Raw genomic sequence first — 20,463 nt, forward strand, 5'->3', positions numbered from 1 at the left:
CAAAAAATTTATTGCTTAATAGCATGGCAGTAAAAGTTTTGCCGGGAGTCTGTCGTGCCTCAATACCAACCTCTAACCGATGTGTTGCAAGTGCTGACCGAGCGTTTGCTTGCAAGTGAAAACGTCATTCTCAGCGGTCATCGCCGCATCGGCAAAACCCAGTTAATGCAATATCTGGAAGCCAATGCGCCGGAGGCTTTTCTTCCGACTTACGTGATCGTGGAATCGGCGGATACCGTCGACGAGTTCTATCGAAAGTTGCTTTCTCATTTGGTCGATCAAAGTTTTTTGAATCGTTGGGACGCCTTGGGATGGCAAATCAGTAGCCGCTTCAAAACGATCAACGTGCAAGAGGTGGGTAAAAGCGTCAGGTTCGGCGATGCCAAGGCGCTGGATTATCACGCCGAGTTTTGCCGATTACTGGAACATCTTGAACCGGGCCGGCCCATCGTATTGATGCTGGACGAATTTCCGCAGGCCTTGGAAAACATTCGCGAAAACGCAGGCATTCAGCACGTGCGCAAGTTATTGACCACTCAGCGCGAACTACGGCAAGAGCCCCGCTACAAAGGCAAAATCCGGTTCCTATATGCCGGCTCCATCGGCTTGCAAAACGTCGTGGAGGGCATGGGGTTTACCAAACACATCAACGACCTGCGCGAAATCAAAATGCGCCCGTTCCGCCGCGACGAGGCTCGGGATTATTTGCAGTGTTTACTGGATAAAAAATCGCTACAAGCCAACGACACCTGGCTGGAAACGGTGATGGATCGTATCGATTGGCTGGCGCCGTTTTACATCAGTTTGCTGGTCGACGAACTTCACGCATCGCCGCTGGCGGAACAACATATCGACGAGGCTTTTCAAGCCATGATCGGCCATCGCCACAACTTCGAGCACTGGCACAACCGGCTAAAGCCGCAAGCGCTCACCAAACAGGAATACCGTTTCTGCAAAACCCTGCTTAGCTTGGCGGCCGACCCGGAGCGCCTGGGTATCGATTACGGCGAAGCCTGCAATTTGGCGGTGCAACACGAAGTCATCGACAAAGTGTCCCGCTTGTTGAACATCCTGCAACACGACGGCTATCTGGCTCGCGACGAATACAACCGTTTGCGTTTCATCTCCCCGGTGCTGCGCGCCTGGTGGTGGAAAGAAATCGCCAACTGAGCGGAGCCCGAACATGACTGTCGCCGCCATTTATAACCCGCAGGAAATGCAGGAAGACTTATTCGTCGAACGTTTCGTGGTGCGCCGCGACACCTTGGCCGAACTGCTGCAACGCATCCGTCAAACCGAGCCGGAGCAAACCTTCAAACACACCATCATTCAAGGCCTGCGCGGCCAAGGCAAAACCACGCTGCTGCGCAAATTGTCGATTTGCGTGCGCGACGATGCCGAATTGTCGCCTTGGCTGATACCGGTACTGTTCCGCGAAGAAGAATACTCGGTGACCTCGCTGTGCCGGCTGTGGGAATTGGTCGGCGACTATCTGGCCGAACGACCCGAGTTCGAAGCGTTGCCGGAGCGGTTCGAAGAGGCCTATGCGTCGCCGCACTACGAAAAGGATTGTTTTTCGATCTTGGCCGATGCCTTGCAACAAGCCGATAAAAGCGTGTTGCTGTTGATCGACAACCTGGGCGAAATGCTGGAAAAATTCGACATTCGCGATCAGCAGCGCCTGCGGGAAATCCTGCAAACCAATCGCCGCGTCCGCATCGTCGGCGCCTCCGCGGTAATGTTGGAACAGCATTACGACCAAGGCAAACCGTTTTTCCAGTTTTTTACCGTCAAAACCTTGTCCGGCCTCAATCGCGAGGAAACCCACGAATTACTGTTGGGCTTGGGCAACGCCGAGCAGACCGCAAAAATGCGGGAAATTCTGCAAACCAAAGCCGGCAAAGTCGAAGCTCTGCGCCGCCTGACCGCCGGCGTGCCGCGCACGATGATTCTACTGTTCGAAATTTTTCTGGACGACCACGGCAGCGCCTTGGACGATTTGGAAATGCTGCTGGACCGAGTCACGCCACTGTACAAACACCGGCTGGACGACCTGCCGACCCAGCAACAATCCATCGTCCATGCCATTGCCCTGGGTTGGGACGCCATGTCCACCAAGGAAATTGCCGCCAAAACCAAGCTAGCCAGCAAATTGGTTTCCGCGCAATTGAAGCAGTTGGAAAAAAACCGTTTGATCCGCTGTATTCCCACCTCGACCAAGAATCATCTCTACCAATTGGAAGATCGCTTCTTCAATATCTGGTGTTTGATGCGGCTGGGGCGCAAGAACGACAAGCAACGGGCGATTTGGCTGGTCAAGTTTTTGGAGAGTTGGTGCGACGAGCAAGAGTTGGCCGAGCGCGCAGAACGGCATATGGATGCTTTGAAACAAGGCAAATTGGCGCCGCGTCATGCGTTGTTGTGGAGTCAGGCACTGGCGCAGAGTTTGCGGGATTTGGAGTTGCAGCAGCGGCTATTGGATACGACGCGGGAATTCTTGCCGCAAATTTCTGAGAGTTTGCCGGAGTCGGATTATGTGTTGTTCGATAAAGCAGATGAAGCATATAGACAAGGCGATTTAAAAGAGGCGTTGAAGCTTATATTGCCTCTAGCTGAAAAAGGTATCCCAAGGGCAATGGGATTGACGGGTGTTTTTTATCAAGATGAGGGCAAATTGAAGCTGGCCGAGTCTTACTATCAAAAAACTGTGGAGAAAGGTCTCCCGGTTGGCTTTTGGGCATTGGCTCGTTTACATCAAGATCAAGGAAAGTTTAAAAGAGCAGAGCGTTATTATCTTTTAGCCATTGAAAAGGGATTTTCAGATGCGACGATTGATCTTGCCAAAAATTATGCTGAACAAGATAAATTGGAACTTGCCGAACACTATTTTTCGGTAGCAGCGGGTGAGGGCGATGCAGAAGCGATATGCGATTTCTCTACCTTTTATTTGATGCACGGCCTGCAGCCGGGTAAAGCGCTAAAGCTACTCCGTAACGCTTTGGAGATTGAGCCGAAAGCTGTTTCAAATAAGTTGTTGGGATTGGTGACCCTATGGAACGAAGATTATCTTGAGGCTTTCAATTTTATCGATCAAGCCTTGATTGAACTCGAGGGAGACCAAGATGAAATGAGGATATTGCTTCCTTTGCTAGTTTTGATGTTAGTTGCCAAAGGTCAAACCGCATTCGCATTGAAATTGTTCGAAAATGAAAAGTATCGACATCTAAATCTGAAAGAACATCTGAAGCCTTATTACTATGCCGTGTTGCAGGAAATCGGCGAGTCCCGCCGGGATGATGTCTTGCGAATGGGTCCTGAGCTGGAGCAAACCGTTGCCGAAATTCGAGCTAGCTTTGAAGGCTTTCGGCTGCAATACCGTTTATTGCCAGAACAATCAACTGACGCAAACCCCGTATAATCGCCCGCTTTTTACCTGCTACATCCGATGTCCTCAGCCGAAACCCTGAAACAACTTTCCCGAAACCTTGCCAGCTGCATGAGCGCCGACCGCTACGGCCTCAAACGCCAGCTTGACCGCTTGCGCAACGAGGCGGGCAAGGGCAAGGATGTAGGCGGGCAACTCCAGCAACTGGCCGACAAAGTCGAGCGCTCGGTGAGCCGTTGCATGCAGCGGCGGGCCTCGGTGCCGGTGATCGAGTATCCGGATTTGCCGGTCAGCGGCAAGAAGGACGAGATTGCCGAATTAATCAGGAACAACCAGATCACCATCGTCTGCGGCGAGACCGGCTCCGGTAAGACCACGCAGTTGCCGAAGATTTGTCTGGAGATCGGTCGCGGCATAACCGGCATGATAGGCCACACCCAGCCGAGAAGGATCGCGGCGCGCACCGTGGCCGACCGCATCGCCGAGGAACTGGGTCAGGCCATCGGCAATACCGTCGGTTACAAGGTGCGCTTTCACGACCAGACCGCGCCGAATTCGCTGGTCAAACTGATGACCGACGGTATTTTACTGGCCGAGACCCAGAACGACCGCTATCTAAACCAGTACGACACGCTGATCATAGATGAGGCCCACGAGCGTAGCCTGAACATCGACTTTCTGCTGGGCTATCTGCGCTGGCTGTTGCCGAAGCGGCCGGATTTGAAGGTGGTGATTACTTCGGCGACGATCGACCCGGAACGATTCGCCAAGCATTTTAACGGCGCGCCCATCGTCAACGTCTCCGGCCGCACTTATCCGGTGGATATTCGCTACCGACCGATCGAGTTGATCGAGGAAGACGACGAAACTTCGGCCGACTTGCAGCAAGCGATTCTGGATGCGGTGGACGAGCTGTACCGGGATTTGCGCGGCGACATTTTGATTTTCCTGAGCGGCGAGCACGAAATTCGCGAGACTACCGAATCCTTGCGCAAGTCGCATAACAACGGCCGCTACGAAGTGTTGCCGCTGTATTCCAAGCTCAGCGTCGCCGAGCAGGAGCGGGTGTTCAAGCCTTCCGGCAACAAACCGCGCATCGTGTTGGCCACCAACGTCGCCGAGACTTCGCTGACCGTGCCCGGCATTCGTTGCGTGATCGATTCCGGCCACGCCCGCATCAGCCGCTACAGTGCCCGCAGCAAGATCCAACGCTTGCCGATTGAGCGCATCTCGCAAGCCAGCGCCAACCAGCGGGCAGGGCGCTGCGGCCGGGTTGCGGAAGGTATCTGCATCCGCTTGTATTCCAAGGAAGATTATCTGGCGCGGCCGGAATTTACCGATCCGGAGATTTTAAGAACCAATCTGTCGTCGGTGATCTTGCAGATGGCGGCGCTGAAGCTGGGCGACATCGAGGAATTCCCGTTCGTCGAGCCGCCCGACGAAAAAATGGTGCGTGACGGCAAAACCTCGCTGTTCGAAGTCGATGCCTTGGACAAACAAGGCAATCTGACCGACACCGGCCGGCAACTGGCGAAGATTCCGACCGACCCGAAACTGGCGCGGATGCTGTTGGCGGCGGCGCAATTGGGCTCGCTGCACGAAGTGTCTATCATCGTCTCTGCGTTGAGCATCCAAGACCCGCGCGACAAGCCGGCCGACAAACTGCCGCAAGCCGAAGCCAAGCACGCCCAGTTCAAGGCCGAGGATTCGGACTTTTTGACGCTGTTGAATCTGTGGAACGCCTTCGAGGAACAGAAGAAACACCTGACCAACAGCAAACTGCGCAAGTACTGCCAGGACAATTTTCTGTCCTACATTCGCATGCGCGAATGGCACGACATTCACACTCAAATCATGCAGGTGGCGCGCGGCGATTTGGGTCTGAAGACCGCCGGCAATCCGGCCAACTACGAGCAAATCCACATGGCCTTGCTGCCGGGTTTGCTGTCGAATATCGGCTTTCGCCACGAGCAATACGAATATTTGGGCGCGCGCGGCCTGAAGTTTTTCATCTTCCCCGGTTCCGGCCAGCACAAGGCGCGGCCCAAGTGGATCATGGCCGCCGAGCAGGTCGAAACCAGCAAGGTCTACGCCCGCACCGTTGCCAAGATCGAGCCGGAATGGATAGAAGCTTGCGCTCAGCATCTGGTCAAGCGCAATTATTACGACCCGCATTGGGAGAAAAACGCCGGCCGTTGCGGCGTTTACGAGCGGACTTTGCTATACGGCTTGACCTTGACCGCCAAGCGCAAAGTGCCTTACGAAAACGTCGATCCTAAGGCGGCGCGGGAGATGTTCATCCGCCATGCGCTGGTCAATCAGGATTACCACTCCAACGCGCCGTTTTTTAAAGCTAACGAGAAGCTGCTGGAGGAGGTGGGTTATATCCAGCACAAGGGCCGCCGGGTCGATTTGATCGAGGATGAGGAATGGCTGTACCAGTTTTACGACAAGAAACTGCCGGCCGAGATCGTCAGCGGCATTACCTTGGACCAGTGGCGCAAGCAGGTTGAGCGCAACAATCCCAAAATCCTGTTCCTGACCAAAGAAGACCTGACCCGTAACGACGACAACCAAATCAACGACTGGGATTTTCCGGACAGCAAGAAAGTCGGCGATCTGACCATCGAGTTGCATTACCGCTTCGAGCCAGGCCACGACGAGGACGGCGTCACCGCCATCGTGCCGGTGCACCAGCTCAACCAGATTCGCCAGCAGCCGTTCGACTGGCTGGTGCCGGGCATGCTGGAAGAAAAAGTGGTGGCCTTGATCAAGGCCTTGCCCAAGCATCTGCGCAAACACTTTGTGCCAGTGCCGAACACCGCCAAGGCCTGCCTGGAAATCGAGCCGGATTTTAAAGGTTCGCTGTACGAATGGCTGAGTAACCGCTTGCGCAAATTGACCGGCGAGGCGATTCCGCTCAACGAATGGCAGTCGGACGCCTTGCCCGAGCATTTGAAGATGAACTTTCGGGTGGTGGACGATGCCGGCCGGGCCATCGGTTACGGCCGCAATCTCGCCAAATTACAGGCTCAGTTCGCCACCAAGGCCGGCGACAGTTTCGACAAGCTGGCGCAAGAGGAAATGAATTACACCGGCTGTATCGCCTGGGCCTTCGACGACTTGCCGGAGACTTGGCAGTTCATGCAAAAAGGCCAGAGCTTCATCGGTTTTCCGGCGATTGTGGATGAGGGACCAACGGTTGGGGTGAAGATTCTGGAAACCCAGCACAAGGCCGAACTGGCCCATTTCGACGGTCTGACCAAGCTGTATCAATTGGTCTGCAAAAAGGATGCGCAATACATTTTAAAAAACCACGGCGTGGCCCCAGCCTTGCAACTGGCTTATAACCAGCTTCCGCCGCATCCGCTATTAAAGGACCGTGCCGGCGGCGAGTTCAAGGACGATCTGTTGTATGCGATTTTCAGCGCGGTGTTTGTCGAGGATAAAAACATACGAACGCAGCAGCGATTCGAAACGGTACTGGCCGAGCAAAAATCGGCGTTATTGACCACTTGCAACCAAATAGGCAAGCAAGTTGGGGAAATCTTGGCAAACTACCAATCGTTGCGCGCCCGCTTGCAGCAACCCGGTATTGTGCCGGCCTTGCGCGAGGATATAGAACAGCAATTGGCGTTGCTGTTGTTCAGGGGCTGTTTACGTCACACCCCGGCCGCGCAGTTGCCGGCCCTGGTGCGCTATTTGAAGGCCGCGGAGTTCCGGCTGGAAAAACAAAAGCCGGACACAACCGAAACGCAAGGATTGAAACGCCTGTGGCAACGCTATTGGCAGCAGGTGGAAAAGCAGTTGAAAACCGGTCAGCCGACCCCGGAACGTCAGTTGTTTCGTTGGCAAATGGAAGAGCTTAGGGTGTCGCTGTTTGCGCAGCAATTGAAAACCGCTTACCCGGTTTCCGTACAACGTTTGGAGAAGGCGTGGAACGAAATGTTTTGAGCTAACTCTTAACTTGGGTGCTAACTTGACTTAAGGAAACCCCAAATGATACCGATCAGAGATTCTATCCCTTGTTCGATCACGCCTTATGTGACGTGGACCATCATGGGCATATGCGTGTTGGTGTTCCTGTCCATGATTGCGATGCCCGATCCCATGGCTCAGCATTTTTTATACAAATACGGCATGGTGCCGATTCGCTATACCAATCCGGTGTGGGCGCAGCATTTCGGTTTGCCGCCGGATCATTACTTTTCCTTTCTCAGCAGTTTGTTTTTGCACGGCGGCTGGGCCCATTTAGCTATCAATATGATGTTCCTGTGGATATTCGCGGATAACATCGAAGATTTGATGGGACACGGTCGGTTTTTAGTCTTTTACCTGATTTGCGGTTTGCTGGCCACTTTCGCCCAATGGTATTTTTCGCAAAATTTGGTAGTACCGGTGGTCGGGGCGTCGGGTGCGATAGCCGGGGTTTTAGGCGCTTATTTTTTCCGTTTTCCGTATGCGCAAGTGGCCATCGTGGTGCCTATCTTGTTCTTTCCGCTGTTTTTCGAAATTCCGGCCATCGCGTTTTTAGGGGTATGGGTTATCTTGCAATTGCAAGAGCTGACCGCATCCGCCGTATTTCCGGGGGTGGGCGGCAATTCCGCTTGGTGGGCGCATTTGGGCGGCTTCGTAGTAGGCGCGCTGATTCATCCCTGGTTCATCGAAAAATTGCCGGCGCGGGATATGGATCAGGCCGCGTTAGAGTAATCGCAAGTGTATTGGGGGGAGATTCAATGGCAACGGACATTTTAAGGATGTAAGCGGGGCGGGCTATGCTGCTCGCTCCGCTTACCGGGACGAATCGGGTAGCCGATTAGCATCCCGGCGTCTAAGCGCTAGTCACGTTTCGGCGCCGGGATAGATACAAGCAGGGCAGGGTTAATGTCCGCCGGTTCCGTTACCGCCGGATTGGCTGCTCACGGCGGCTTGCTCCGGTGGCTTGTGCAGTTGCGCTTGGCCGGTCGGTACGTCGGTGAAGCTTTTTTGCAGGCTATGGCACAAATCGCATCCTATTACCTGATCTTTGACGATCTTGACGGTTTTGCCTTTAGCGTTGATCAGCTCCCTATTGACTAAGGAGCGCGACAAACGAGTACCTTTGTGGTCCGCGCCGTGGCAGGCCGCGCATTGGTCTTCACCGTCCGGGCCGGGTTTTTTGGCCATGTCGTTATGCCAGCCGCCGTTCAGCTCGTCCTTGTGCTTGCCTTTGCTGGTGTTGGTGCCGGCGCCCTCGGCGTGAGCGTACCAGTAGGGGTCGCCAACAGGATGCATGCCGTGCGGTCCGGCCAAGTAGGCATTGCCGGAGCCGGTCGGCGCGACGACTTCGCCTTCCCGATAGCCTTGCGCTACGCTACGCGGTCCTGCAGTGGCCACCAAACCGGTTTTGAAGTCGTCCTTGATGTGGCAGGTCGAGCATTCGGCTATGTTGCCGTCATAACCTTGTAATTGCTTGGAGGTTAGGTTGTCGTTGGCGTTCGGGTCTTTGTTAGGCCAAAGCGCATGCGAGCCGCCGTGGCAAGTCGAACAATACAAATTACCGTTGGCGCCGCTACCGTGTACGTCGTAACTTTTCCGGTACAGTGCTTGGGAAATGTCCCGGTCGACATAGCTGGTTACGCCGCTGACGGTTTGTTTTTCCTTGATGGTTTCCACGCTTGGCATCACCGCAAAGCGGGCGTTGACCGGAAAGATGGATGCGGCCGACGGGTCGTTGTCCAGCCAGGCTTGTTTTAACGCACCGGCACTAAAGTAATGATTCAAGCCGGCTTCGCCGTCTTTATCCAGATTCGCATCGCCCACGTGGCAGGAGCCGCAATCGGGTTCGTCTATCCATTGCCGGCGCCAATCGCTCGCGCCCAGACTATGCGGATCGTCCTCGCCCAGCATGCCGGCGTAAGTGCGGTTGCCGTCGTACATTTCGTTGGGGTAGCTTTGGCCGACCGCCAGCATGCCGCCGTGGCAGCTGTCGCATTTCATGCCGGCGGCATGGTGGATATCGCGGTAGCTCTTCTCGGTATTGCCAGTATGGCAGGTCAAGCAGTTTTCTTCCATAGCAATATTTTCGCCGACCGGCAGCATTTCCCGGCCCAAGGCATGAGCGGGAAATTGCTCGGGAGCCCAGTTGTTGCGATGGTAGAACGGCAATACGTCTTGTTTGACCGTGTAATTGCCGTCGGTATCTTTTTTGAGATACAGGCCTTGCGCGTCCAGGTTGGCCGGATCCCAGCCGCGGCCTCCGAGCATGATAGGGTGGCCGCGCTCGTTGCGAATCAGCTCGCCTTGTTGATGGGCTTGTCCGTCCGCCGCTTCGCTGGCTGAGACGTCGCGCTTATACACTTGCATCTTGCCGTGAAAGGCATGGGTGGTTCGGGTCCACAGCGATAACACCGTGGTGGTGTTCAAGGCCGCCGCGCCGGTGTCCAGTTTCAGGGTGCTGCCGTGGTGCGAAGCGCACATGGTGACCGTGTTGCGCGTGGTCGTGTACTGATCATCGGCAATTTCGGCGAAGATGTCGTCGCGGGTATTGCGGTAATTGATCGGCGTCATGTAGTCGTGCATCAACATGGTGTTCCAGCGCGCGGCTTTTTCCCGGTTTTGCCAGGTATCCTCGCCGTAGTAAGAGGAGTCCCTGAACGCTAGACGGATTTGCAATTTCCAGCTGGGATCGTTAGTCGGATTGGTCTCAGCGGTGCTGCCGTCCGGCTTCAGCCAGCGCGATTCCGCTACCCGGTCTTTGCGGATGCCGTTGGCGTCGAATTCCAGTTGAATACCGTCGGCTTGCATTTTCAGGCTGGGATCGAGCGGAAACTTGTTGTCGAAGGTGTTATGTACCGCCGGACCGTAACCGTAAGCTTTAAAGTTGGCAATAGGATCGTCGGTCAGCTCGAAAGTCGCCGGATCGGGGTCGGCGCCTTCGAACGGAAACTCGCCCTTACCGGTGGCCGGGCCCAGTGTGCCGTCCGCATTCACCAGCTCGGTGATCCTGACCGGGGTGCGCCAGACTTTGTCGTCCGACCCTTTCTCGCCTTTGTAATGGCAGGCGACGCAGCCGGTTTCGGAGGCGGTGGTATACACGCCGTCGGTAGCGGCCACGGTTTGGTTGCCGGTTTTGGCTTCGACCCGCAACAGCGGATAGGGGTTGATGCGGCCTTGGTCGTCCACGTTGGTTAGCGGGATGTTTTGGGCCACGAATAAATTGCCGGTGTAATCGAAAGGCTTGGCTTCGTTCGCCTGGTAGGGATTGTCTATGCCCGGCATTTCTCGAACTCCGGCCGCAGAGTCCGAATTGCCGCGTATGCCCTGATCGGGTTTTATCAAAGCGGCTCCGGCCACGCTGTTTTGGGTATCGGCTTGCGATAAGCCTTTTTCTACCGTTGGCGTGGTCAATTTGCCGGCATTCGGCTGACGGGCTTTATCCCAAAACTCGGTTTTAGCGATGATGGCGTTGGTAAATTCGTGTCCGTTTTTATAGACAGTCTCGCCGGTCGTGGACGCGGCGGCGACGGTGGCGTCCCAGTCGAAGTTAGCGCCGATGCCGTCGGCAAACAAGTTTTGGCTGGTGGAGTTGATCGAATCGTTGCCGGCCGGGTCGGTTGGATTGATGGCGGCCGAGTAATACACCGAAATGTCGTTGGAGTTAACCAGGACGGGTTTGTGCTCGATTTTTTGGACGACCTGGGCGTTCATCGCGTTATACGGGAATAACGGGTTGAACGGAATGTTGATCTGGCTACCGCCTTCCATGCCCATTTCTTCGAACGGAAACACCACGTAAGCGTTTTCGTCGTTGCTGCCGTCCGCATTCGGCATGCCCGCTGCGGTTTTGGGGCGGGCGGCCGCTTCGGCCACGGTAGCGTAAGGATTGCTGCCCGCGGCCGGGGCGACCGACACTGTGACGGCATCGCTGCAACTGTCGCCGCCGCTATTAGCGCCTTCCACGCTAACTCGGTACAAACCCGGTTGACTGAAACTATGGCTGACCGAGCTGCCGGTCGCGGCGTCGGCTAGCGTACCGTCTTCGGCCAGCGGATTGTTGGCGCCGAAGCTCCAGGCGTAAGTCAGATTTTTATTGGTTTTGCCCTTGCCGGGTGCGACGGTAAAGGTTTGCACGCTACCGGCGCTGACAGAACGGTTTCCGCCGTCGATGGCGCAAGACGGTTGGACTTTGCAGGTCTTGTCGGCGCCACGCACCGCGAGGTTGGTTTTGCTGTCGCCGACTACGATTTGCAGGCCGCAGGGTATGGCGTCTTGGGCGAATTGAAAGTTAAACCGCGATTTTTGATCGCTTTGCCCGGAATACAGTAAGCGATGGTCAGAAACGTCGTAAACATTGACCATCGTTTGGGAGGTAATCCCTTTGATTTTTCCGTTGACGACCAGTTTATTCAGTTTTTTGTCCAATTTGGCTTTCGCGCTGATCTTAGGTGGACTAGCCGCCTCGGCCGCTTGCAGGGGAATTGCAAGATTGGCCGCGATCATCATTGCCAATACCGTATGACTTAGCCGGGGGTGGCCGACTGCAGTGTTCGATAGTTGCATGAAATGACTCCGTTCTTTTAATTGTGAAAGGTGCCGGCTGCATGGTGGTTCTGAGAGGGCTTGTTTGCCTTCGAACTTGGAAGGCCGGCGCTTTTGGCAAGCCGTAGGCTTGCGAAACAGACCGAACGGTGAGTTCGGGCTGGGCTTTTGGAGTCATCTAGTGTGCCAATACAAACTTTTTTATTAATATCAATATTCTATAGATTGATTGTCGACGAACGGGTGACCGCGGAGTAGGTGATTTCCCACAGCATTGCGGTATTTGCCGCGAGCAGGTCGGTCAATACCGCTAAGCGGGAAGGAGAGGGTTACAAAGAAACACGGACGGCGGCGGCTAGGCTGGGGTAAGGCTTGGTAAAGGGATGTGCGGGGGGTACGGAGCCTGCAACCGTGAGTTGTCGGAGACGAAAGCGAAGATAGGGGGTGTGGTTAGGTTTCGCCGGCTTCGCCGTCGTCCTGGGTCATTTCGGAGATTTGTTTCAGGCGCGCCACCGCTTCGAAATTGATGGTACCTTGGGGATAGTTGCCTTCGGCGTCGGCTACCCCGGCTTCTCTATTCATCAACAAACATAGGGTTTCATCAACGCTGGTGACCGTGTAAACCGCAAACAGGCCTTTGCCGACGGCGTCTATAACTTCCTGGTTCAGCATCAAATTCGGTTTGTTCGAGGCGGGGATGATCACGGCTTGCTGCCCGGTCAGGCCGCGGGCCGCGCAGAGCTTGAAAAAGCCTTCGATTTTTTCGTTGACGCCGCCGATGGCTTGAACTTCGCCGTATTGGTTGATCGAGCCGGTCAGTGCAATGCCTTGTTTGATCGGAATCCGGGTCAGCGCCGAAATCAAGCAGCACAGTTCGGCTAGCGAAGCGCTGTCGCCGTCGATGTAACCGTAGGATTGCTCCATCGCGATACTGGCGGAAATGGCCAGCGGAAATTGCTGGGCGTAGCAATGACCTAGATAACCGGTCAATATCATCACGCCTTTGGAGTGTATGGGTTGTCCCAATTCCACTTCGCGCTCGATGTCGACGATGCCGCGCGAACCGGGATGCACGGTGGCGGTGATGCGGGCCGGCGCGCCGAAACTGCTGTCGCCGATATCGATTACGGTCAGGCCGTTGACCTTGCCGACCGCGTCGCCGGCGGTGTCTATCAAAATGGTGCCGTCCAGCATTTCTTCCAGTATGGCTTCGGCGATACGGCCGTTGCGTTGTTCGCGGGCCTTGAGCGCCAACTCGATTTGCGCTTGGTCGATGTTGGGGGCGTGGGTCTGCCGGGCCCATAAATTGGCTTCGACGATGATTTCCAGGCATTGATTGACATGGGCCGACAAGCGCTGCTGGTGTTCCGCCACGCGGCAGCTGTGTTCGATCAAGCGCAGCAATGCGGCGTCGGTTAAGGGTTGGGTGCCTGCGTCGCGGGCGTGGTTCAGCATTAATTGGCTGAATTGGGCCAAGTTGTCCGGATTGCGGTTGAGATAATCGTCGAAATCCGCCAAGACCCGAAACATTTCATTGAATTCGCTATCCAGCTCTTCCAACAGGTAATAGGTGTCGCGCGCGCCGACCAGTACGATTTTGACGTTGAGCGGAATCACCTCGGGTTTCAGGGTAATGGTATTGACGCCTAACTCCGAGTACGGCGATTCGATCTCGATTTTGCCGGCTTTCAAAGCGCGCTTCAAACCTTCCCAGACGAAGGGGTAGGTCAGGATTTTTTCGGCGTCCAATATCAGATAGCCGCCGTTGGCGCGGTGCAGCGAACCGGGGCAGATGCGCCGGTAATGGGTGACCAGAGTGCCTTGATCGTTTTGATATTCGATGCGCCCGAACAGATTCTGGTAAGTGGGATGCGGCTCGTAGACCACCGGGGCACCGCTGTCGTCGTGTTTGTAATCGACCAGGATGTTGGGCAGATATTGTTCTATCAGCTGCAGGCGTTTGGCCGCATGCTCTCTGTTATCGGGGTTGCGGTTGGGCAGCAGGATGTCGCCGACGGTATTGCCCAGGTTTTTCTCGATTTCCGCCAGATAGGTGATGACGTCGTCGACGTTTTGGTATTTGTCGTTCAACGAGGTGAACAAAGGTTCTAAGGCTTGCTTGATCGTGTCGGTGTCCAATTGGCGCAATGCGTCGGCCAGTTCGCGCCGCCACTGGGGCAATTCCAACAATACCTCGCCCAGATATTCTTCCAATTGTTCGGTGTGTTGGTGAAAGGCGTCGCGTTCGCTTTGCGGCAATACCGCGAATTGTTCGTCGTCCAGGGCTTTGTTGTCGCGTATCGGTAAAAAGCTGATGCTGTCGCTATCGCGGTACAACACTACACCGACTTCGCGCGCTTTGTCGTCTACCGAGTCGAGCGCGGCGTTATAGCGCTGGTTGAATCGGCGCTCTATGGCGGTGCGCTTTTGCTGGTAACTCGGGCTTTCGAAAGCGGCCGGGAAGGTGGCCAGCACGTTGTCTATCAGCTTTTCTATGTCTTTGCAAAATTCATGGCCTTCGCCGGACGGTAGCTCCACCAACACCGGCTCGCGCGGGTTTTCGAAGTTGTCGACGTAGGCGTAGCACAAGGGTCTGTCTTGCTGTTCGGCGAAACCGGTCAGGTATTGACTGACCAAGGATAAACGGCCGGTCCCGGATTCGCCCATCACGAATATGTTGTAGCCGGGCGCCTTCATGGCCATGCCGAAGGCTAGCGCCGCTTGCGCGCGCGGTTGGCCGACTATGCCTTGCGGTCGCACGGCGTGCGGCAACACCAAGTCGTTTGTGTCTACGGCCAGCTTGAGCGCTGAGGCCGGCAATTTCAATTGTTCCAACATCGGGCGGCTATTTTTTGTCCGGCACTTTCAGTAAGTGGCGCATGCGTTCCATCTTGGTTTTCAGATAGCCGAGATTGTCGTGATGTACGTGGGTTTGAATGGGAATTCGCTCGCTTACCTGGATCCCGAGTTTGGTCAATTCGTCGATTTTCTGCGGATTGTTGGTAATCAGCCGGATCGAACGGACTTTGAGTGCGTTCAAAATCAACGCGGCGATGTCGTATTGGCGTTCGTCCGCCAAATGGCCCAAGTGGATGTTGGCATCCACGGTATCCAGGCCTTGATCCTGCAAGTTGTAAGCTTGCAGTTTTTTCAACAAGCCTATGCCGCGGCCTTCTTGGCGCAGATAGATCAGTACCCCGTAACCGGTTTGGTTGATGATGTCCAAAGCCATGTCCAGTTGTTCGCCGCAATCGCAACGCCGCGAGCCGAATACGTCGCCGGTGAAGCATTCGGAGTGGATGCGCACCGGTACGTTGTTTTTGTCGGCTACTTCGCCCTTGACTAAAGCGACGTGCTCTTTGTCGTCCAGGGTGTTGCTGTAGTAGTGCAGAATGAATTCGCCGTGTTTGGTGGGAATCCGGGTTCGAACTTTGTCTTCTATGCTTGCTTTCACTGAGTATGCATTCCTTAACGGGGGCGGATCAGAGTGCCGCACCGGTGCTGCGCGTCGCGGCAGAGCCTTTTGCAATCGCCTCGGCTGAAACGATTGCAAAAGGCTCCGCGCCGGGGTGCTTGGCTTTGCGGCGGTATTGGCGCTTGTCGGCGAAAATTTGTGCCTTGTTGAAGCGTCCGGCGAACTTGGCGACCGGGTTATTGACGGGGCTAGCGCCGCCGAGTTTGGCTTTGCGTTGTTTTTTCATGCTTTTTTCTCTGTAAGCTATTAAAATGTGGGCTTATTCCGAACCGTGTATTTGAACATAAATTGCCTGTGAAATTCCAGAAAGACTTTGACGTAATCGTAGTCGGCGGCGGTCACGCCGGCACAGAGGCAGCGCTGGCGGCGGCCCGTTGCGGCGCGCAGACCTTGTTGTTGACGCAAAATATTGAAACCCTGGGGCAAATGAGCTGCAACCCGGCGATAGGCGGCATAGGCAAGGGGCATTTGGTCAAGGAAGTCGACGCTTTGGGCGGCATCATGGCGCAAGCCATCGACAAAGGCGGCATACAATTTCGCATCTTGAACGCCAGCAAAGGGCCGGCGGTGCGGGCGACGCGTGCCCAAGCCGACCGCCAGCTTTATAAGCAAGCGGTGCGGACCGCGCTGGAAAATCAACCCAATCTGGCTTTGTTTCAGCAAACCGTATCCGACTTGCTGGTGCAGGGCGAACGGGTGATAGGGGTCAAGACTCAAATGGGCTTGGAATTCAACGCTCAAGCCGTTGTGCTGACTGCCGGCACGTTTTTAGGCGGGCGCATTCACATCGGCCTGGACAACTACAGCGGCGGACGCGCCGGCGATGCGGCCTCTATCGCCTTGGCGGAACGCTTGCGCGAGTTGCCGTTTCGGGTCGGTAGGCTAAAGACCGGGACGCCGCCGCGCATTGACGGTCGCACCATCGATTATGCCAAGCTGCAAGAACAGCATGGCGATATCCCGCTGCCGGTGTTCTCCTTTCTGGGTAGTCGCGATCAGCACCCGAAGCAAATCTGCTGCCATATCACTCGTACCAATGAGCAAACTCACGACATCATTCGCTCGGGGTTGGATAGGTCGCCGATGTATTCGGGTATCATCGAAGGCGTCGGTCCGCGTTATTGTCCGTCGATAGAGGATAAAGTCGTGCGGTTTGCCGAGCGCGACTCTCATCAGATTTTCGTCGAGCCGGAGGGGCTGACTACCAACGAGGTGTATCCGAACGGGGTGTCGACCAGTTTGCCGTTTGACGTGCAGTACCGTTTTATCCGTACCATGTTGGGGTTCGAGAATGCGGAAATCGTGCGGCCCGGTTACGCCATCGAATACGATTTTTTCGATCCGCGCGATTTGAAAGCCTCGTTGGAAACCAAGTATATGCACGGCTTGTTTTTTGCCGGGCAAATCAACGGTACCACCGGTTACGAGGAGGCCGCGGCGCAAGGTTTGATTGCCGGCTTGAACGCCGCCCGTTTGAGCAAAGGCTTGGAAAGCTGGTGTCCGGGCCGGGAAGAAGCGTATATCGGCGTGATGATTGACGATTTGATTACCCGCGGCACTTCGGAGCCTTACCGAATGTTTACCAGTCGGGCCGAATACCGTTTGCAATTGCGCGAGGACAATGCCGATTTGCGCTTGACCGAAAAAGGCCGCGAACTCGGCTTGGTGGATGATAGTCGCTGGCAGCGCTTCGAGGAAAAACGCGAGGCGATTGCCAATTTGCAAGGCAAGCTGGCGAAAAAATGGATACGCGCCGAATCCGACGAAGCGGGGTTGGCCGAACAATACTGGGGTAAAAAATTACTCAAAGAAGCCAGCTTGATGGATATGTTGCGGCGGCCGGAAGTCGACGTAGAGAATCTGCTGCGTTTCACCGACGAAATAGAGGTTGCCGAGGACGTGGCGGAGCAGGTGGCGATACAAGCTAAATACGCGGGCTACATCGACAGGCAACAGACCGAAATCAACCGCACGCAACGTTACGAGCATTGGCGCTTGCCGGAAAATGTCGATTACAGTTTGGTGTCCGGTCTATCCAACGAAGTCAGTGAAAAGTTGAAAAAACAGCGTCCGGAAACCTTGGGCCAAGCGTCGCGCATTCCCGGGGTGACTCCGGCTGCGATTTCGCTGTTGTTGGTTCATTTGAAAAAGAAAAGCGCTTGATGACGGCTTGCCGGGTAAGATTGGCCGACGGGCTGGCGGCTCTGGGGCTAAGCCTGTCCGAACGGCAGCAGACGCAACTTTATGATTTCGTTAAGTTGATCGAGAAGTGGAACAAGGCTTACAACCTGACTGCGGTGCGCGATCCGCTGCAAATGGTCGATCTGCATATTTTGGATAGTCTGACGGTGCTGCCTCACCTTAAGCCGCCGAAGGTGGCGGATGTCGGTACCGGCGCGGGTTTGCCGGGAATTCCGCTGGCGATATGTTTGCCGGAATTTCAATTTGTACTGATCGATACCAATTCGAAGAAAACCCGTTTCGTCCGGCAAGCGGTATTGGAGTTGAAGTTGCGCAATGTCGAAGTCGTGCACGGGCGGGTCGAGGAATTACGGCTGCAACCCTTATGCTCTACCGTCATCTGCCGGGCGTTCGCGGCCATGAGCGACATACTGAAATTAAGCGGTCATCTGTTGGCGGAAAACGGCGTGCTTTTGGCCATGAAAGGGCAGCTGCCCGAAGACGAGTTAATCATGTTGAATTCGCAATATGCTGTACTACCACTTTCCGTGCCCGGTGTCGAAGCCGAGCGGTGTTTAATTCGATTGGAGAAGGCTGCACATGGCTAAAATTATTGCCGTCACCAATCAAAAAGGCGGGGTGGGTAAAACCACGACCAGCGTCAATTTGGCGGCGGCCTTCGCGGCCACCAAGCGCAAGGTGCTGTTGGTGGACCTCGACCCGCAAGGCAATGCGGCTATGGGGTGCGGGGTCGACAAGGACAATATCGAGCATTCCAGCTGCGAGCTGTTACTGGAGGAAGTGTCGGTCGGGCGGGTGGTGATCCAAAATCCGGAACTGGGTTTCGATCTGATTCCCGGTAATGCCGATCTGACCGCCGCTGAAGTGCAATTGATGAGCGCTCAGCACCGGGAGCGGCGGCTGGCGGATGCTTTGTTGCCGGTTAAGGCGCAATACGATTACGTGTTGATCGATTGCCCGCCGTCGCTGAATATGCTGACGGTAAACGCCATGGTCGCCGCGGATAGCGTGTTGATCCCCATGCAATGCGAATACTATGCCTTGGAGGGTTTGTCGTCGCTAATGGCGACCTTGCGCAATATTCGCGACTCGGTGAATTCGGGTTTGGTTTTGGAGGGCATTTTGCGGACGATGGTCGACAACCGCAGTCGCTTGGGCAAAGATGTATCCGACCAGTTGCTGGAGTATTTCGGCGATAAAGTGTTTCGGACTACGATACCGCGAAATATCCGGTTGGCGGAAGCTCCCAGTCACGGGGTGCCGGTGCTGGCTTATGATAAGTCCTCTCGCGGTGCGGTGGCGTATATCGCATTGGCGGGCGAAATGATCAGACGAGAAAAAGCAGCGAAAAAATGATGCAAAAAAAACGCGGGTTAGGGCGGGGGTTGAGCGAGTTGTTGGGGGAGGCGGTCTCTGCGCCTGCGCCCGAGAAGCCGCAAGACGTACAAAAGTTGCCTATCGAATTTTTGCAGCGCGGACGCTACCAGCCGCGCAGAGATATGGATCCGGAAAAATTGCAGGAATTATCCGATTCCATTGTGGCGCAAGGGATTATTCAGCCTATCGTGGTGCGCAAAATCGAGGCGGAAAAATACGAAATTATTGCCGGCGAGCGGCGTTGGCGGGCTGCTCAATTGGCCGAATTGGCGGAAGTTCCGGTGTTGATTAAAGACATAGACGACCGCTCGATGATGGCTGTGGCCTTGATCGAAAATATCCAGCGCGAAGACTTAAACGCGTTGGAGGAGGCCGAAGCCTTGCATCGTTTATTGGATGAATTTGAATTGACTCACCAGCAAATCGCCGAATCGGTAGGTAAATCGCGGACAACCGTGACCAATTTGTTGCGCTTGTTGGATCTGGCTGTCGAAGTAAAAACCATGCTTAGCCGAGGTCAGTTGGAAATGGGGCATGCTAGGGCCTTGTTGGGCTTGGAAGAGAGCAAGCAAATCGAGATTGCCCAAAAGGCGGTCAAACAAGGTCTGACTGTTAGGGCGGTTGAAAAGCTGGTCAAGCAATTGCACGAAGAGAAGGCGGCGGCAACCGGGAACAAAGCCGATCCGGATATCGTGCGGCTACAGCAAGAATTAAGCGCGCGAGTAGGTGCGAAAGTGGAAATTCAGCATCAAGCCAACGGCAAAGGCAAGTTGGTGGTGGGTTATACCTCCTTGGAGGAGCTCGAAGGGATTATCAATAAAATTCATTAGTAATGAAATTGTTGTCGATTGTAGCGATTACGACGACAAAGCCTGATAAATTGTGTGGTTTATGACAGGTTGGTGATGGATCAGGAGGTATTTTTAATATAAATCAAAAACTTGTATATTGGCATTTATTTTGCTTATTTTATGCAGCCAAGATTTGAAGTGTTAAACTATAACTGTCTTGTCCGTGTGGAGCGCGCCTTGGGTGCATGTTCTGCAGGCGATGCCTCCTTGCTTTGCCTATGAGGGCTAGTTATAATTTCGACGCTTAACGGTCGTAGAGAGTTGAAATGGTAGTTGAAAATCGGTTTTCTACAATCGGCAAAATCATATATGCGCAAATCCTGATGGCTACCATAGTGGCGTCAGGATTTTTAGTGATAGGCGATTGGAAATCGGCATTGTCTCCGTTGATTGGGGGGGCGATTGCTATAGTGCCTAACTCCTATTTCGCACTTAAGGTCTATCTTGCCAGGCAGGGCGAAGCGTCCGGTATTCTTCAGGCTTTTTATGCCGGCGAAACAATCAAATTGATATTGACTGCCGCGCTGTTTGCGGTCGCTGTGCGGTTGCCCTGGGTGGATTTTCCGACTCTGCTGGCAGGCTATATAGCCGTATTATCTGTTTTTGGATTCGCGTTATTTTACTGGCGCGATTGAAATTTATAGCGAGGAAAA

At 54.7% G+C, this 20,463-nt stretch carries 13 protein-coding genes; 9 read left to right on the top strand and 4 right to left on the bottom strand.

Annotation, left to right across the window (positions count from 1 at the left end):
- The first annotated feature begins 54 nt into the window (after window positions 1–54).
- Genes F1E05_RS07580 through F1E05_RS07595 form a run of 4 tightly spaced genes read left to right on the top strand, consistent with a single transcriptional unit; the run spans window position 55 to window position 8,095 of the window.
- Window positions 55–1,170: an ATP-binding protein gene (locus F1E05_RS07580; protein WP_150047721.1), complete on the top strand. Its 1,116-nt coding sequence runs from the start codon at window positions 55–57 to the stop codon at window positions 1,168–1,170.
- A 13-nt stretch (window positions 1,171–1,183) separates the two neighbouring features.
- Window positions 1,184–3,418 (top strand): SEL1-like repeat protein, encoded by a 2,235-nt coding sequence (locus F1E05_RS07585; protein WP_150047722.1) that lies wholly within the window; start codon window positions 1,184–1,186, stop codon window positions 3,416–3,418.
- 27 nt (window positions 3,419–3,445) lie between these two features.
- Window positions 3,446–7,339: an ATP-dependent RNA helicase HrpA gene (gene hrpA / locus F1E05_RS07590; RefSeq protein WP_150047723.1), complete on the top strand. Its 3,894-nt coding sequence runs from the start codon at window positions 3,446–3,448 to the stop codon at window positions 7,337–7,339.
- A 45-nt stretch (window positions 7,340–7,384) separates the two neighbouring features.
- On the top strand, window positions 7,385–8,095 hold the full coding sequence (locus tag F1E05_RS07595) for a rhomboid family intramembrane serine protease (protein WP_150047724.1): 711 nt from the start codon (window positions 7,385–7,387) through the stop codon (window positions 8,093–8,095).
- Between the two features lie 171 nt (window positions 8,096–8,266).
- On the opposite strand, the gene F1E05_RS07600 is transcribed toward F1E05_RS07595, so the two are convergent.
- From F1E05_RS07600 to F1E05_RS07615, 4 genes are all read right to left on the bottom strand, one after another.
- Window positions 8,267–11,926 carry a PKD domain-containing protein gene (locus F1E05_RS07600; protein ID WP_150047725.1) on the bottom strand — a complete coding sequence of 1,220 codons (3,660 nt, stop codon included), beginning with the start codon at window positions 11,924–11,926 and terminating at the stop codon, window positions 8,267–8,269.
- Between the two features lie 429 nt (window positions 11,927–12,355).
- A complete protein-coding gene (locus F1E05_RS07605; RefSeq protein WP_150047726.1) occupies window positions 12,356–14,743 on the bottom strand; it encodes a Lon protease family protein in 2,388 nt (795 codons plus the stop codon).
- 7 nt (window positions 14,744–14,750) lie between these two features.
- Complete coding sequence (gene ribA, locus F1E05_RS07610; RefSeq protein ID WP_150047727.1) at window positions 14,751–15,359, bottom strand: GTP cyclohydrolase II; 609 nt, start codon at window positions 15,357–15,359, stop codon at window positions 14,751–14,753.
- Window positions 15,360–15,387: 28 nt separating this feature from the next.
- Window positions 15,388–15,606: a DUF7230 family protein gene (locus F1E05_RS07615; RefSeq protein ID WP_150047728.1), complete on the bottom strand. Its 219-nt coding sequence runs from the start codon at window positions 15,604–15,606 to the stop codon at window positions 15,388–15,390.
- A 68-nt stretch (window positions 15,607–15,674) separates the two neighbouring features.
- On the opposite strand from F1E05_RS07615, the gene mnmG reads away from it, so the two are divergent.
- From mnmG to F1E05_RS07640, 5 genes are all read left to right on the top strand, one after another.
- Window positions 15,675–17,543 carry a tRNA uridine-5-carboxymethylaminomethyl(34) synthesis enzyme MnmG gene (gene mnmG, locus F1E05_RS07620; protein ID WP_150047729.1) on the top strand — a complete coding sequence of 623 codons (1,869 nt, stop codon included), beginning with the start codon at window positions 15,675–15,677 and terminating at the stop codon, window positions 17,541–17,543.
- Window positions 17,543–18,169, top strand: a complete 627-nt coding sequence (gene rsmG, locus F1E05_RS07625) for a 16S rRNA (guanine(527)-N(7))-methyltransferase RsmG (protein ID WP_150047730.1) — start codon at window positions 17,543–17,545, stop codon at window positions 18,167–18,169. The genes mnmG and rsmG overlap by 1 nt, the downstream gene beginning before the upstream one ends.
- Window positions 18,162–18,938, top strand: a complete 777-nt coding sequence (locus tag F1E05_RS07630) for a ParA family protein (RefSeq protein WP_150047731.1) — start codon at window positions 18,162–18,164, stop codon at window positions 18,936–18,938. Before rsmG ends, F1E05_RS07630 begins: the two co-directional genes overlap by 8 nt.
- A complete protein-coding gene (locus F1E05_RS07635) occupies window positions 18,935–19,789 on the top strand; it encodes a ParB/RepB/Spo0J family partition protein (RefSeq protein ID WP_150047732.1) in 855 nt (284 codons plus the stop codon). Before F1E05_RS07630 ends, F1E05_RS07635 begins: the two co-directional genes overlap by 4 nt.
- A gap of 287 nt (window positions 19,790–20,076) precedes the next feature.
- Window positions 20,077–20,445 carry an ATP synthase subunit I gene (locus F1E05_RS07640; protein ID WP_150047733.1) on the top strand — a complete coding sequence of 123 codons (369 nt, stop codon included), beginning with the start codon at window positions 20,077–20,079 and terminating at the stop codon, window positions 20,443–20,445.
- The last annotated feature ends 18 nt before the right edge of the window (window positions 20,446–20,463 follow it).

Source organism: Methylomonas rhizoryzae (assembly GCF_008632455.1).
Classification (GTDB): Bacteria; Pseudomonadota; Gammaproteobacteria; order Methylococcales; family Methylomonadaceae; genus Methylomonas; species Methylomonas rhizoryzae.